Genomic DNA, 14,627 nt, shown 5'->3' with positions numbered 1-14,627 from the left:
CCTCGTCGAAGAGCAGTTCGTCCTTGTTGGAGGGGGTCAGCCGCTTGAGGGCCAGCTCGGGCTTGTGCAGGATGACCTGCCGGAGCCGGCCGACCTCGGAGTCGACGTGGAAGCTCATGTCCGTTCCTTGATCGATAGGGGGCGGGCTGTCAGGGGACCGACACCGCTGCAACCGGCACTATCCCCTGTCCACCGGTTCCGACACCCCCTTCACCGGCCCGGCGCCCGTCCACCGGCCGGTGGCCCGGAGCCTGTGACCAAAGTCCTGCGCTCCGGTGACCTCGGCCTCCGATGATCGTGCGGCGTGCGACCGAAAATGAAAGTACACACACCGCACAGGAGGTCGAATAATGAGCACCACGCTTGAAACCGGGCAGGCGGCGCTGGACGGCGCCTGGCGAGGGTTCCACCGGGGCGTCTGGTGCTCGGCCGTCGACGTGCGGGACTTCATCCGGGCCAACTACACGCCCTACACCGGGGACGAGGCGTTCCTGGCCGGGCCCACGCCGCGCACGCTCGCCGTCTGGAACCGCCTGACCGCCATGTTCCCCGAGGAGCGCCGGCGCGGGATCCACGACGTGGACGCCTCGACCCCCTCCTCTATCACCTCGCACGCCCCCGGTTACATCGACCGGGAGAACGAGCTGATCGTCGGCCTGCAGACCGACGCCCCGCTGAAGCGGGCGATCATGCCCAACGGCGGGCTGCGGATGGTGGAGAACGGCCTGGCCGCCTACGGGTACACGATCGACCCGCAGGTCAAGGAGATCTTCACCAAGTACCGCAAGACGCACAACGCCGCCGTCTTCGACGCCTACACTCCGCGTGTCCGCGCCGCCCGCCGCTCGCACATCGTCACCGGCCTGCCCGACGCCTACGGCCGCGGCCGGATCATCGGCGACTACCGGCGCGTCGCCCTTTACGGCGTAGATCAGCTCGTTGCCGCCAAGAAGGCCGAGCTGGTCACCCTGGCCGACGTGCCCTCGCTCGAGGACGTGATCCGCGACCGGGAGGAGCTGGCCGAGCAGATCCGCGCGCTGGGCGAGCTGAAGCAGATGGCCGCCTCCTACGGCTTCGACGTCTCCGGGCCCGCCGCGACGGCCCAGGAGGCGATCCAGTGGCTGTACTTCGGCTATCTCGCGGCCGTCAAGGAGCAGAACGGCGCCGCCATGTCGCTGGGCCGTACCTCCACCTTCCTGGACGTCTATCTCCAGCGCGACCTCGACGAGGGCGTGATCGACGAGACCCGCGCCCAGGAGCTGGTCGACGACTTCGTGATCAAGCTGCGGATCGTGCGCTTCCTGCGCACCCCCGAGTACGACGAGCTGTTCTCCGGCGACCCGACCTGGGTCACCGAGTCGATCGGCGGCATCGGCTCCGACGGCCGCCCGCTGGTCACCCGCACCAGCTTCCGCTTCCTGCAGACCCTCTACAACCTCGGCCCCGCTCCCGAGCCCAACCTGACGGTGCTGTGGTCGCCCGCCCTGCCGGAGGGGTTCAAGCGCTTCTGCGCCAGGGTCTCGATCGAGACCAGCTCGATCCAGTACGAGAACGACGAGCTGATGCGGCCGGTGCACGGCGACGACACCGCCATCGCCTGCTGCGTCTCGGCCGCGCCCGTGGGACGGCAGATGCAGTTCTTCGGCGCCCGGGTCAACCTGGCCAAGACCCTGCTGTACGCGATCAACGGCGGCCGCGACGAGATCACCGGAGAGCAGATCGGCCCGGTGCTGCCGCCCGTGACCGGCGAGTACCTCTCCTACGAGGAGGTCGCCGCGGCCATGGACCGGATGATGGACTGGCTGGCCGAGACCTACGTCGACGCGCTCAACGTCATCCACTACATGCACGACAAGTACGCCTACGAGCGCATCGAGATGGCGTTGCACGACTATCCGGTCAAGCGCACCCTGGCCTGCGGCATCGCCGGCCTGTCGGTGGCCGCCGACAGCCTGTCGGCCATCAGGTACGGCGGCGTGCGGGTCGTCCGCGACGAGACCGGCCTGGCGGTCGACTACGTCGTCGAGGGCGAGTATCCCGCCTACGGCAACGACGACGACCGGGCCGACGCCATCGCGGTGGAGCTGGTGCGCAGCTTCATGGAGAAGATCCGCAAGTATCCCTCCTACCGCGGCGCCGAGCACACCCAGTCGGTGCTGACCATCACCTCCAACGTGGTGTACGGCAAGCACACCGGCAACACCCCCGACGGCCGCCGGACGGGCGAGCCCTTCGCCCCGGGCGCCAACCCGATGAACGGCCGCGACCGGCACGGCATGGTCGCCTCGGCGCTTTCGGTGGCCAAGCTCCCCTACGACCAGGCCGGGGACGGCATCTCGCTCACCAACACCGTGACGCCGGCCGGGCTCGGCCGTACCGCAGAGGAGCGCGTCGGCAACCTCGCGGGCCTGCTGGACGGCTACTTCGACGGCGGCGGCTTCCACATGAACGTCAACGTCCTCAACCGCGACATCCTGCTCGACGCGATGGACAACCCCGACAAGTACCCCCAGCTCACCATCCGGGTCTCCGGATACGCGGTCAACTTCGTCCGCCTGACCAGGGAGCAGCAGCTCGATGTCGTCAACCGCACCTTCCACGGCTCACTCTGAGGCCGGCGGGGCCGGCCTCGTGGAGGGTCCCGTGACCGGTTCCGTCCACTCCTGGGACATCTCCACGGGAGTGGACGGGCCCGGCACCCGCTTCGTGGTCTTCACGGCCGGGTGCCCGCTGCGCTGCCTGTACTGCCACAACCCCGACACCTGGCAGCAGCGCCGCGGCACCCCCGCCACCGTCGACGAGCTCGTGGCCCGCGCCGCGCGCTACCGGCGCTTCATCGAGGTCGCGGGCGGCGGGGTGACCGTCAGCGGCGGCGAGCCCCTCCAGCAGCCGGCCTTCACCGGCGAGTTCCTGCGCCGCTGCCGCGAGATGGGCCTGCACACGGCGCTGGACACCTCCGGCTTCCTCGGCCACCGCGCCACCGACGCCATGCTCGCCGACACCGACCTGGTCCTGCTGGACATCAAGTCCTGGGACCCGCAGATCTACCGGCGCGTCACCGGCAACGACCTGGCGCCCACCCTGCGCTTCGCGCGCCGCCTGGCGGAGCTGGGGCGCCCCGCCTGGGTGCGCTTCGTCCTGGTGCCCGGCCTGACCGACCAGGAGGAGAACGTCGACGGGCTGGCGGCGTTCGTGGCCACGCTGCCCAACGTCGAGCACGTCGACGTCCTGCCCTACCACCGGATGGCCGAGGGCAAGTACGCCAAGCTGGGGCTGCGCTATCCGCTGCCCGACGTCGAGCCGCCGGACGCCGCGCTGCTGGAGCGCGTGCACGCTCAGTTCCGCGCGCACGGCCTCGACAGCCGCTGATCCCCGCCCCGCCGCATCCGGAACGGCCGAGGTGTACGGCGGGCTGGTCACGCGGGGTGCGCTGTCGCCGCCGGACCGGGCCGTCCTCCGCCCCGCCGTCCTCCGTCAGCGCCTGACGGCCCGCAGGACCACGAACTTCGGGTCGCCGGCGACGACCTCGCAGTTGCCGAAGATCCGGCGCAGCTTCACGTGATAGCCCAGGTGCCGGTTGCCGACGACCCACAGCTCCCCGCCGCGGCGCAGCGCGGCGCGCGAGCCGGTGAACATGCGCCAGGCCGTCGCGTCGCCCGTCGCCCGGTGGGTGTGGAAGGGCGGGTTGTTCAGCACCAGGTCGGCCGTCCCGGCCGGCACGTCCGCCATGCCGTCGCCCACCAGGAACCGGGCCTTCGTGCCCGGCGCGGCGTTCGCCTCGAAGGTGGCCCGCGCCGAGGCCACCGCCTGGTGGGACTCGTCGACGAACGTCACCTCGGCCTCGCCGTTGATCAGCGCCGCGGCCGTCCCGACCACCCCGTTCCCGCAGCCGAGGTCCACGATGTGCTCGGGCCCGCGGCTGTCGGGGAGGTTGCGCAGGAAGAACCTGGTGCCGATGTCGAGGCGGTCGGCGCAGAAGATCCCCGCGTGGTTGACGACGGTCCGGCCGGAGACCACCCCGACGTCCTCGGGCAGGGCGTAGCTGCGCGGCCACGGGCTGGGGGTCCGCGGGATCGCCGGGTCGGGCGAGCAGAAGATGAGCCGCGCCTTCCGCTCCGCCAGCGAGGTCCTGGTCGGCCCGAGGACGCGCTCGAACAGCTTGAGCGTCGAGGTGTGGATCTCGGTGACCATCCCCGTCCCGACCACGAGGGTGTCCTCGTGCACGCCGGGCGCCAGCCGGCGCAGCTGGTCCTCCAGGAAGGCCAGGCTCTTGGGCACCCGGACCAGCAGCACGCCGATGCGCTCCGGCGGCGCGTCCAGGGCCGACAGCAGCCGCACCGCCTGCGCGTCGATCCCGTTGCGCTCCAGGTTCGCCCGGGTCGCCTCCTGGGTGAGGAAGGAGTCGGTGACCTGCACGGGGCGGCGCCCGGAGAGCGCGGTGGCCAGGGCGCCCCAGCGGTCTCCCAGCACGACCACCTCGCCCGGCGGATCGGCCGTTTCCCCGCCCGTCCCCGCGAGGTGCCGCAGGAGGTATTCGTCGGCGGCGTCCCAGGCACGGAGCCGGTCACGGGGGTCGTCGGGGAAGCGGGCGAGGTCGAACTCACCGCTCGGCGCTGTCAGAGGGTTCATCGTGCCCTCAGGCTAGCCTTCCGGGCTCCCCGTCCGGTTACGGGGTCGCGGGCCGGTGTCGCGTGCTCCTCAGACCGGGGAGGTCCACGCCGGGACCGGACGTCGCCCCGAGGGGCGGGTCAGAGGGCCCCGGCGTAGACCCATCGGCCCTCGTGGCGGACGAAACGGCTGTTCTCGTCCATCAGACCGGCGTTGCCCCGCTCGACGTAGTGGGCGCGGAAGCGGACCGTTCCCTCGGTGTGGAAGGCGCTCCCGCCGGTGGTCTCCAGGACCTCCAGGCGCACCCACCGCACCGTTTTGTCGAGGTCGACGCGCGGCGGGCGCGCCGCCGGATGCCAGGTGCGCAGGAGATACCGCTCGTCGCCGACGCTGAAGGCGCTGAAGCGCGAGCGCATGAGCAGCTCCGCCGTGGCCGCGGCGGCCTCGCCCCGGTGCAGCCGCCCGCAGCAGTCCCGGTAGGGGGCGGGCAGCCCGCACGGGCAGGCGCCGGTGGCCGCGGGCGAGGTCCGGGGTCGTGATCCGCGTCGGGACATGCCCTCATTGTGCCCGCCTCGCCCACCGCCGGATGCCGCGGGAGCCCTCCCGGCCCCGCACCCCCGGCATCGCGTCCCCTCGACACCGCGCCCCGGCGTCCCGGCGCTCGGAGGTCTTGCGGGCTCAGGCGATCGGGGAGGCGCCCTTCGCGGCGGCGACGATCCGTTCGTACTCCTCGGGGGCGGTGGTCTCACAGCCCAGCCGGTGGCCGGTCAGATCGCCGTGGTCGTCGCTGGAGCCGGTGACGGCCAGAGCGAGATCGCCGGCCAGTCCCCGCAGGCCCGCCCGGGCCGCGGCGTCGTGGCCGGGGTGGTCGGCCTCCACTCCGGTCAGGCCCGCCTGCGCCAGCTCGGCGATCCACTCGTCCGGGACGGTCCTGCCCCGCTCGGCCGCCTTGGGGTGGGCCAGCACCGCCGCTCCCCCGGCCGCCCGCGCCAGCCGTACGGCCCGCACCGGATCGGGGGCGTAGCGCCGGACGTGGGCCCGGCCGCCGGAGCCGATCCACTCGGGGGTGAACGCGTCGGCGGGCCGTCCGACCACGCCCAGCTCGGCCAGGACCCGCGCGATGTGCGGGCGCCCGACCACGCCGCCGCCCGCGACCTGCGCCACCCGCTCCATCGTGATCGGCACGCCCAGCTCGGCCAGCCGTTCCACCATGGCCCGCGCCCGGTCCTCGCGGCCGCCCCGGATCATGGCGCGCTCACGTGCCAGCTCGGGCTCCCGCGGGTCGAACAGGTAGACCAGCAGGTGGACGCTCATCCCGTCCCGGCGGCAGGACAGCTCCATGCCCGGCACCAGCGTCAGGCCGCCCTCCAGGGCCTCGGCCGCCGCCCGGTGCCCCGCCGTGGTGTCGTGGTCGGTCAGGGCCAGCACGTCCAGGCCCGCCGCCCGGGCCCGGCGGACCACCTCCCCCGGCGGGCACGTCCCGTCCGAGGCGTCACTGTGACTGTGGAGATCGATGCGCACGGTCCCATCCTGGCGGGCGGAGCCGCGCGACGCCTCACCGGGGACGGCCGTCAGGTGAGGCAGCCCACGTGCGCGAGGGCCTGCTTCAGCAGGACGCCCTGACCGCCCGCCATCTCCTGCTGCACCATCGGCGAGGCCGCCTCCTCCGGCGTGAACCACACCAGGTCGAGGGCGTCCTGACGCGGGCGGCAGTCCCCGGCGACGGGGACGACGTAGGCCAGCGACACCGCGTGCTGGCGCGGGTCGTGGTACGGCGTGACACCCTTCGTCGGGAAGTACTCCGCGATGGTGAACGGCTGCGGAGAGGTCGGGACGCGGGGCAGCGCCACGGGGCCCAGGTCCTTCTCCAGGTGACGCAGGAGCGCGTCGCGGACCCGCTCGTGGTGGAGCACGCGCCCGGACACCAGGGCGCGGCTGACCGTCCCATCGGAGGCGATGCGCAGCAGCAGTCCGACATGGGTGACCGATCCGGTGTCATCGACCCGGACCGGCACCGCGTCGATGTAGAGGATCGGCATCCGTGCGCGCGTCAGTTCCAGCTCGTCCGGAGATAGCCAGCCGGGCGTAGTTTCGGTCATTTCGGTCATTCGTCAATCGTACTTCCCGGCACCCCCGGAGAAGTGATCATCCCCCAAGTCGGGGCGGTGAATGGTCACACGTCACGGACGGCGGCCCGCCCCGCGGTCACGGCTCCCGCTCCGTCCCGGCGATCTGCGCGGCCGTCGGATAGGAGTCCTGGGCGCCGGCCCGGCCCACCGCGTACGACCCGACGCGTACGGCGAAGCGCGCCGCCCGCGCCAGCGGCTCCCCCTCCGCCAGGCGCCAGGCGAGCGCCGCGGTGAAGGCGTCCCCCGCCCCCGTGGTGTCCACCGCCTCCACCCGCGGGGCGGGGACCCGCGTGAGGCCGTGCGCGTCGGCGACCACCGCGCCCAGCGACCCGAGGGTCAGGGCCACGGACCGGTACCCGGCCTCCAGCAGCGCGCGGGCCCACTGCCCCGGCTCCTCGCCCACCGGTGCGCCGGGGGCGGACGGGCCCTCCAGGAGCGCCGCGGCCTCGTGCTCGTTGACGACCAGCGGATCCACCGCCTCCCGCAGATCCCCGGCGAGCGGCCCGGGCGGCGACTGGTTGAGCAGGCAGCGCACGCCCGCCGAGCGCGCGGTCCGGATGGCGGCGATCACCGCGTCGTCGGGCACCTCGCGCACCACCGACACCACCCGCGAGGCCGCGATGAGCGGCCGGGCAGCGAGCACGTCGTCCTCACCGAGACGGGCGTTGGCCCCCGGGGCGACGATGATCGAGTTGTCGCCGCCCGGCTGCACCAGCACGACGGCCAGGCCGGTGGGGTCCGGGTCCCGGCGCAGCGCCGACAGCTCCACCCCGGACGACTCCAGGGAACGGCGGACCAGCTCGCCGTACGGATCCCCGCCGATCCGGGCCACCAGGGCCGCCCGCGCTCCCAGCCTGGCCGCGGCCACCGCCTGGTTGGCGCCTTTGCCTCCCGGATGCACGGCCAAACCGGACCCGAGGACCGTCTCCCCCCTGCCCGGCACCCGCGCGACGTCCATGACCAGGTCGGCGTTGGCCGACCCCACCACGGTCAGATGCGGTCCGGTCCCGGCGCCCGTCACGCTGTCCCGCCCTCCGCCTCGGCCCGCCCTCCACGATCACCTTAGAGGTTGTCTCCCCGGTACGGTCAGGCCGCCGACTGGATCCAGGCCAGTACGGCCAGCACCCGCCTGTTGTCGTCCGGGGCGGACTCCAGGCCCAGCTTGGCGAAGATGGCCGCGATGTGGCCCTCGATCGTCTTGACGCCGAGGTGCAGCCGGCGGCCGATGGCCTGGTTGGACCGGCCCTCGGCCATCAGGGTCAGGACGGAGCGCTCCCGCTCGGTCAGCCGGTCGAGGGGGGAGGCCGCCTTGCGGCGGGCGAACAGCCGGCTGATGATCTCACCGTCGACGACCGGCTCGCCCTCGATCACCCGGGCGAGGGCGTCACGGATCGCGGCGGCGTCGTCCACCCGGTCCTTCAGCAGGTATCCGACCCCGCGGGGCCCGATCTCCAGCAGCCGTTGCGCGTAGGCGGTCTCCGCGTAGGTGGACAGCACCAGCACACCCAGCCGCGGATGGGCGGCCCGCAGCGCGGCCGCGCCCGTCAGGCCCTCGTCGGTGAAGGTCGGCGGCATGCGGATGTCGAGGATGACCGCGTCGGGCAGGTGGCCGCGCATCAGCGTCATCAGCTCGGCGACGTCCCTGGCCTGCCCGGTGACCTCGACGCCGACGCCTTCGAGGAGCAGCGCCACCCCGCGCCGGAACAGCGCGGAGTCGTCGCACAGCATCACCCGCATCAGCCGCTCACCGGCCGGGCCAGCCGGGCTTCCAGCCGGGTGCCGCCCTGCGGCGGACTGTGCAGGCGCAGCACCCCGCCCAGGGCGTTGACGCGGTCGGCCAGACCGGCCAGGCCGCCGCCCTGCCGCAGGGCGGCGCCGCCGCGGCCGTCGTCGACGACGGCCGCGACGATCTCGCCGTGCTCCTGGGCGACCGAGACGGTGATACGGCGGGCCTCGGCGTGCTTGATCGCGTTGGTGAGCGCCTCGCAGATGACGAAGTAGAGCGTGGTCTCGGTCGCCGGACCGCTCTCCAGCGGTGCGATGCGGATCTCGATCGGGACGGGCAGCGCCTCGGCGACGCTCCCGACGGCCGCCGCCAGGCCGATCTGCTCCAGCACCGCCGGATGGATGCCCCTGGCCAGGTCACGCAGTTCGGACAGGGCGGTGCGCAGGTCTGCGCGGGCCTCGTCGACCAGTTCGCGCACCGCGGGATCGCCGCTGACGGCGTTGAGCCGGCCCAGCGTCGCGGCCAGCGCCAGGAGCCGCTGCTGGGCGCCGTCGTGCAGGTCGCGTTCCACCCGCCGGCGCTCGGCCACACCGGCCTCGACGATCCGGGCGCGGGAGTCCTCGACCTGGCGCAGCTGCCGCTGGAGGTCGCTGTGGAGCCTGGCGTTCTCCAGGCTGAGTGCGGCCGCGCCCAGCGCCGCCTCCACCACGTCGCCGCGCCTTCGCAGCTCGGGCGCGGTACGCACGTGGGCCAGCGGCCCGCCGGTGCTGCCGGTGATCTGCAGATCGAGCCGGCCGTCGGCGCCGGGCGGGTCGCCGGTGAACAGCTCCAGCCCGGGATCGGCCAGGGCCCGGCGCAGCGCCTCGCGCACCGACTCCACCGTGGCGGGCCGGGCGATGCCGGTCACCAGGTCCGCCACGGCGGCCCGGTCCAGCCGGCGGCGGACCGCCGCGGCGAGGAAGGCGGCCGGGATGAGCAGCGGCGCGGCCACGGCGGAGATCGAGACCACCTCGGGTACGTGGGCCGGGGCGAGCGGGTCGCCCTCGCCGGTGAAGTACGGGATGACCATCCAGACGGCGCGCGACAGGATCGCGAAGCCGTACACGGCCGAGGCGAAGAACACCGGCACCAGCTCCCGCCGCTCCAGGCCGCGCGCCGTCAGGGCGCGGTGCACGACGAGGGCCAGTGCGGCCACGGCGACGGCGATCACCAGCAGCCAGTACACGCCGTACGCGGGGCGCTGCCCGGGTCCGCCGTCGTAGAGGGTGATCCAGGCGAAGCCCACCGGCGGCCGGCCGGGCGGGGCCGGGTTCCAGGTGAGGGCGTCGGCCAGGTCGGCCGTCAGGACGAGCGCGCCCGCGCCGAGGACGAAGGAGCGGTACCCGACGCGCCGGTGGGGGTAGCTCAGCAGGACCGTCATCAGGAGCAGCGCCCCGACCGGCCGCACCGTCCCCGCGACGAAGGGGTGCCAGCCCCACGGGCGGCTGGTGAGAGCGGCGGTCAGCTCGGCGAACGCCGCCGCGACGAACAGGACCCCGACCAGGCGCCTGCCCTCGGCGAGGAACAGCCCGCCGGTGACGGCCAGCGCCACCTGTCCGGTCAGCAGCAGGATCGCGGCGGCGGTGCCGTGGGCGAAGTCCGGCCACACCGCCCACAACCCGTATCCGAGCGCGGCCACGGCGATCAGCAGGGTACGCACGACGGCCTCCTTCCCCAGACGGGCCTTTCTTCGGGCCTCCCTGCCGAGCAGTGTCCTCAGCCCGGCCGCGGATGCGGAAGGGGGAAAACCCGGAACCTCGTCAGGGGCTCCTCTGATGTGCCGAGGCCGGCCGCGCAACCATCCTGGGCGGGCGGCGCCGGCCGTCCGGCCCGGCGAGGCCGCCGCCCCGCGCGGCGAGAACGGACCGGGGAAATCTCCGGACGATGAACTGGGAGAGCGACGATGACACGTATTCTCCGCCGGCGAGCCGGTGAGGCGATGCGGCAGACGGGGGCGTCCGCCGAGTCGGTCGCCCGCAACCTCGCCGGCATCTCGCGGCTCGCCGCCGTCCTGTCCAGGACGACCCGGTCGATCAGGATGGGCGATCCGCCGTACGTCGACACGATCACCATGCGGGACGTGGCCGAGTTCTTCCTGGCCGGCCGCGAACGGGCAGAGGGAGCCGAGGCCGCCGCGGCCGTACGCCAGGAGCACCGCCAAGGCCTGCTGCTGTGGCTCGGTTTCCTGGACGCCGACGGTGAGCCCCTCACCGGCGCCCCGACCAGGACCTACGTGGCGGGCGCGCTCGATCCCGAGCTCGAAGAGCACTTCGGCGCCCACCCCGTCGTCATCTTCTCCTGAGATCCCGAGAGGACAGGGACCCATCCCATGGACCCCATCACCTGGCTCATCCTCACCGCCGTGGCCCAGCTCGTCATCGACGTGGTGATCCGGCTTCTGCATCTCGCGTTCGCCACGCTCACCGACTGGTTCGTCGACAAGCAGGCGCAGCTGGCCACCGACCCGAACGCGCTCGCCGTGACCGTGGCCCAGAGCCTGCGCTCCGGCGACTTCAACATCGTCCAGGGCATCTTCGACCAGCGGGCCGGGACGTTCGTCGGCCGGCCCCGCCGCGTCCGGGCGAACTCGGCCGACCGACGGGTCGTCCAGGCGCACACCGGCAGACCCGTCACGGTCTGGACCTGACGGCCATGCTGATCACACTGATCGTCATCGGCGCCATCGCCTGGGGGGTCAAGAAGCTCTTCTTCGACGAGCCCGAGGCCCGCGCCTATGACAGACCCGTCCATCAGGCGGCCCGCACCCTCGTCTCGGTCACGCTGCAGGCGATCCGCGACTGGCTGGGCCGCCACAGCGACGCCGCCTACGCCGACATCATCCGCCGGCATCTGGCCGACGGCCAGGTCAACGTCGTCACCATCGGCCTGACGGCGCACGGCCGGCAGGTCGCGCACACGACCTGGACCGGGCCGGTCGGCGCCGACCTGCGCTCGGCGTTCGGCACCGCCCACTCCTTCCGCCTCCACACCTGAAGGACCCCCATGCACGGCGAGACCGACTTCCAGAGACTGCTGCGCGAAAGGACCCGCCCGCCGGAACCCGACGGCGAGGCACCGGCGCTCTTCCGCCCGGTCGAACCCGAGCACGACTTCGACCGGCTCATCCTGCCCGAGGCGACCCGGGAACAGCTCATGCTCGCGATCGAGACCATGCGACGGCGCGAGCAGCTGTTCGACCACTGGGGCCTGCGGATGATCGAGCCGCATCCCAACACCGCGATCAGCCTGCACGGCCCGTCGGGGACGGGCAAGACCATGGCCGCCCACGCGATCGCACGGCGCCTCGGCAAGAGGATCATCCTGGCCGACTACACCCAACTGGAGTCCAAGTACCACGGCGACGGCACCAGGAATCTCCACGCCCTGTTCGCCGCCGCCCGGCAGCACGACGCGGTCCTCTTCCTCGACGAGGCCGACACCTTGCTCCACCGCCGCTTCGAGGCCACCAGCCAGGGCTCGGAACACGCCGTCAACACCCTGCGCGGCGCCCTTCTCATGGCCCTGGACGCCTTCGAGGGGCTGGTCGTCTTCGCCACCAACTCCGCGAGCAGCTACGACCCGGCCGTCCACACCCGCGTCAGGCACATACAGATCCCCCTGCCCGACGCCCCGGCCCGCGAGGCCATCTGGCGCGCGCACCTGCCGCCCCGGCTCCCGCTGGCCCCGGACGTCTGCTGCACGACCCTGGCCCGGATGGACGGCGTCTCCGGCCGCGAGATCAAGAAAGCCGTCATCGAGGCCGCCACCCGCGCCCTGTGCGCGGGCCGCCCCCACGTGACCCAGGCCGACTTCCGGACCTCGCTGGAGTCGGCCCGGACCGCCCGCCGGGCGGCCCAGGCCCCGTCCCCCCACCCGGCGCCCCCCGATCTCGCCGAAGCCGTCCTCGACGCCGCTGCCGGTGCCGAGCCTCAGCCACCCGCCGCCGATGAGCCGGAGCCGTCACAGTGAACGCCGCGCGGCCTCCCGCGCCCTGCCGGTGGACTCGCGTACCACCAGGGTGGTCTCCAGCCGGGCCAGGGTGGGGATCCCGGACTCCCCCGCGCTGACGGCCGCCAGCAGCAGGTCGACCGCCATCCGGCCGGCGGCCGCGGTCGGCATCGTGATCGTCGTCAGCTTCGGCCGGTTCAGCCTGCCGGGCAGGCTGTCGTCCACGCCGATGACGCTCAGGTCCTCGGGCACGCACAGGCCCTGCTTGCGCAGTCCCTCGATCAGGCCCAGCGCGACCAGGTCGTTGTAGCAGAGCACGCCGGTCGCCCCGGCCCCGGCGACCGCCTGGGCCGCCGCGAGCCCGCCCTGCTCGGTCGGCCCGGCCGGTCGCAGGACCGTCAGGTCCGCACCGGCCTCGGCGGCGGCGGCGGTGGCGGCGGCCTGCATCTCCTCGCTCGTCCATGAGCCGCTCGGTCCCGGCAGCAACGCCAGCCGCCGGTGCCCCAGCTCCACCAGGTGGGCGATCCCGGCCCGCACTCCCTGGCCCACGTCCATCAGCACCGTGGCCGACCCCTTCACCCGGCGGTTGACCACCACGAAGGGCACCTGCACCCCCAGGCGCTCGATCACCCGGTTGGACAGGCGCGGGCTGCACAGCAGCACCCCGTCCACCTGCTTGCACAGGGTCTCGATCAGCTCCTGCTCCAGCAGCGGGTTCTCGTCGGTGTCGGCCACGAACACGTGATAGTCGCGCTCGCGCGCCTGCGCCTGGGCCGCCTTGATCAGCGGGGGGAAGAACGGGTTGGCGATGTCGGCCACGATCAGGCCCAGGTTGTGGGTACGGCCCGTCGTCAGCGCCCGCGCCGCCCGGTTCGGCCGGTACCCCAGCCCCTCGGCCACCGCCAGCACCCGGTTGCGCGTCTGCACGCTCACCAGGTGCGGCGAGGAGAACGTCCGCGACACCGTCGAGACGTGGACGCCCGACTCCCTGGCCACGTCCCTGATGGTCACCGCCATCGTGCGCCTCCGTCCTCCGTCACGTGGCGGGTGAGCCAGTCGAAGACCTGTTCCTGGGCCGTGAGGCCGAACTCGTGCCCCGCCGGGGCGAACACGCCCGTGTACCCCCGCGGGGCCTCCCGGTAGTGCCCGGTGATCGTCTCGTGGGCACGGCGCATGCCGGCCGGCGGGAGGATCGGGTCGTGCTCGCCGTACCAGACCAGCAGCGGCCGGGGGGCGGCGCAGGCCACCAGGTCGGGCAGGTCGCACAGCCGCGACAGGCCCGGCGGGTACAGCATCCAGGTGTGGCCGGCCACGTAGCCGTCCAGCATGTCCCGGTAGGAGGAGATCATCGCGATCACCGCGACCGCCGCCTGGTCCGGGTCGAAGGCGCCGAGCAGGGCCGCGCGCAGGCCGCCGCCCGACAGCCCGGCGCAGCCGACGGGACCGGTGTCCGGGCGCGAGCGCAGATAGGCGGCCGCGGCCAGGTCCTCCCCCGCCACCGCGCCCGCGTAGGAGGTGCCGAGCACGGTGCAGTACTTGGCCAGCACGTGCTCGTGGTGGGCGGCCGCCACCTCGTAGCGGTCGGCCTCGCCGGGCACCGCCGTCCCCGGCCCGGCGGAGTCGTCCGGAGCGGCGGGGACGCAGGCGAGGGCGGCGGGGGGCATGTCGGTCAGGGGGAACCTGCGGCTGCCCCAGCCCAGGACGTCGGGCACCAGTACGGTGAACCCGCGCAGGGCCAGTTCCCCCGCCCACGCCCGGCCGCCGTAGAGCGCGGCCCGCAGCCTGCCCACCTCGGCGGACGGGGCGTCCGGTCCGTCGGCGATCTTCTCCTTGCCCGCCCGCTTCATCCCGGCGTGGCAGTGCAGCGCCAGGACGCCCGGCAGCGCCGCGCCGCCCGCCTCGCGGGGGCGCAGCACGTAGGCGCGGGTCCGGGGGCCGAACCCGACGTCCCAGGAGACCTCCTCCCCCGCCAGCCCGCCCGACGTCCAGGTCCGCTCGGTGCGCACGTCCGCGGCGGTCAGGTCCAGCACGCCCAGCGCGTCGCGGGCCTGCTCGCGCAGCCGCGGGCCGGGTCTGGGGAACAGCCCGCGCTGCGCGGCGGCGATCCCGGCGAGGGCGGAGAACTCACCGAGGTGCCGCAGGGAGCGCGGGCTGTCTTCGCGATCCGACGGCACGGC

General features: G+C 73.6%; 15 protein-coding genes. 6 read left to right on the top strand and 9 right to left on the bottom strand.

Going from position 1 to position 14,627, the window contains the following annotated elements:
- Positions 1-350: 350 nt before the first annotated feature.
- Both pflB and pflA read left to right on the top strand, forming a co-directional pair.
- The gene (gene pflB / locus Pta02_RS31735) at positions 351-2,612 is read left to right on the top strand and encodes a formate C-acetyltransferase (protein ID WP_203878659.1); all 2,262 of its coding nucleotides are present in this window, start codon (positions 351-353) and stop codon (positions 2,610-2,612) included.
- A 31-nt stretch (positions 2,613-2,643) separates the two neighbouring features.
- Positions 2,644-3,369, top strand: a complete 726-nt coding sequence (gene pflA / locus Pta02_RS31730; protein ID WP_203878658.1) for a pyruvate formate-lyase-activating protein — start codon at positions 2,644-2,646, stop codon at positions 3,367-3,369.
- A 105-nt stretch (positions 3,370-3,474) separates the two neighbouring features.
- Here pflA and Pta02_RS31725 read toward each other — a convergent pair whose 3' ends face one another.
- From Pta02_RS31725 to Pta02_RS31695, 7 genes are all read right to left on the bottom strand, one after another.
- The gene (locus tag Pta02_RS31725) at positions 3,475-4,629 is read right to left on the bottom strand and encodes a methyltransferase (RefSeq protein ID WP_203878657.1); all 1,155 of its coding nucleotides are present in this window, start codon (positions 4,627-4,629) and stop codon (positions 3,475-3,477) included.
- 119 nt (positions 4,630-4,748) lie between these two features.
- Positions 4,749-5,162 (bottom strand): YchJ family protein, encoded by a 414-nt coding sequence (locus Pta02_RS31720; protein ID WP_203878656.1) that lies wholly within the window; start codon positions 5,160-5,162, stop codon positions 4,749-4,751.
- A 124-nt stretch (positions 5,163-5,286) separates the two neighbouring features.
- The gene (locus Pta02_RS31715) at positions 5,287-6,129 is read right to left on the bottom strand and encodes a PHP domain-containing protein (RefSeq protein WP_203878655.1); all 843 of its coding nucleotides are present in this window, start codon (positions 6,127-6,129) and stop codon (positions 5,287-5,289) included.
- Between the two features lie 50 nt (positions 6,130-6,179).
- Positions 6,180-6,716: an NUDIX hydrolase family protein gene (locus Pta02_RS31710; RefSeq protein ID WP_203878654.1), complete on the bottom strand. Its 537-nt coding sequence runs from the start codon at positions 6,714-6,716 to the stop codon at positions 6,180-6,182.
- A 97-nt stretch (positions 6,717-6,813) separates the two neighbouring features.
- On the bottom strand, positions 6,814-7,758 hold the full coding sequence (locus Pta02_RS31705) for a ribokinase (protein WP_239131377.1): 945 nt from the start codon (positions 7,756-7,758) through the stop codon (positions 6,814-6,816).
- A gap of 65 nt (positions 7,759-7,823) precedes the next feature.
- Entirely contained in the window at positions 7,824-8,474 is a 651-nt protein-coding gene (locus Pta02_RS31700; protein ID WP_203878653.1) for a response regulator transcription factor, read from the bottom strand.
- On the bottom strand, positions 8,474-10,162 hold the full coding sequence (locus Pta02_RS31695) for a sensor histidine kinase (RefSeq protein WP_203878652.1): 1,689 nt from the start codon (positions 10,160-10,162) through the stop codon (positions 8,474-8,476). The genes Pta02_RS31700 and Pta02_RS31695 overlap by 1 nt, the downstream gene beginning before the upstream one ends.
- 243 nt (positions 10,163-10,405) lie before the next feature.
- On the opposite strand from Pta02_RS31695, the gene Pta02_RS31690 reads away from it, so the two are divergent.
- Genes Pta02_RS31690 through Pta02_RS31675 form a run of 4 tightly spaced genes read left to right on the top strand, consistent with a single transcriptional unit; the run spans position 10,406 to position 12,471 of the window.
- Entirely contained in the window at positions 10,406-10,804 is a 399-nt protein-coding gene (locus Pta02_RS31690) for a hypothetical protein (protein WP_203878651.1), read from the top strand.
- A 27-nt stretch (positions 10,805-10,831) separates the two neighbouring features.
- Positions 10,832-11,149: a hypothetical protein gene (locus tag Pta02_RS31685; RefSeq protein WP_203878650.1), complete on the top strand. Its 318-nt coding sequence runs from the start codon at positions 10,832-10,834 to the stop codon at positions 11,147-11,149.
- A gap of 5 nt (positions 11,150-11,154) precedes the next feature.
- Positions 11,155-11,496 (top strand): hypothetical protein, encoded by a 342-nt coding sequence (locus Pta02_RS31680; protein WP_203878649.1) that lies wholly within the window; start codon positions 11,155-11,157, stop codon positions 11,494-11,496.
- A 9-nt stretch (positions 11,497-11,505) separates the two neighbouring features.
- Positions 11,506-12,471 (top strand): ATP-binding protein, encoded by a 966-nt coding sequence (locus tag Pta02_RS31675; protein ID WP_203878648.1) that lies wholly within the window; start codon positions 11,506-11,508, stop codon positions 12,469-12,471.
- Here Pta02_RS31675 and Pta02_RS31670 read toward each other — a convergent pair.
- Both Pta02_RS31670 and Pta02_RS31665 read right to left on the bottom strand, forming a co-directional pair.
- Complete coding sequence (locus Pta02_RS31670) at positions 12,463-13,467, bottom strand: LacI family DNA-binding transcriptional regulator (RefSeq protein WP_203878647.1); 1,005 nt, start codon at positions 13,465-13,467, stop codon at positions 12,463-12,465. The genes Pta02_RS31675 and Pta02_RS31670 overlap by 9 nt on opposite strands.
- Positions 13,458-14,624: an alpha/beta hydrolase gene (locus Pta02_RS31665; protein ID WP_203878646.1), complete on the bottom strand. Its 1,167-nt coding sequence runs from the start codon at positions 14,622-14,624 to the stop codon at positions 13,458-13,460. The genes Pta02_RS31670 and Pta02_RS31665 overlap by 10 nt, the downstream gene beginning before the upstream one ends.
- Positions 14,625-14,627 lie beyond the last annotated feature (3 nt).

Source organism: Paraplanobispora takensis (genome assembly GCF_016863195.1).
GTDB lineage: Bacteria > Actinomycetota > Actinomycetes > Streptosporangiales > Streptosporangiaceae > Planobispora > Planobispora takensis.
Note: the sequence above shows the minus strand (reverse complement) of the source record. Positions and strands in the feature narration are given on the sequence as shown.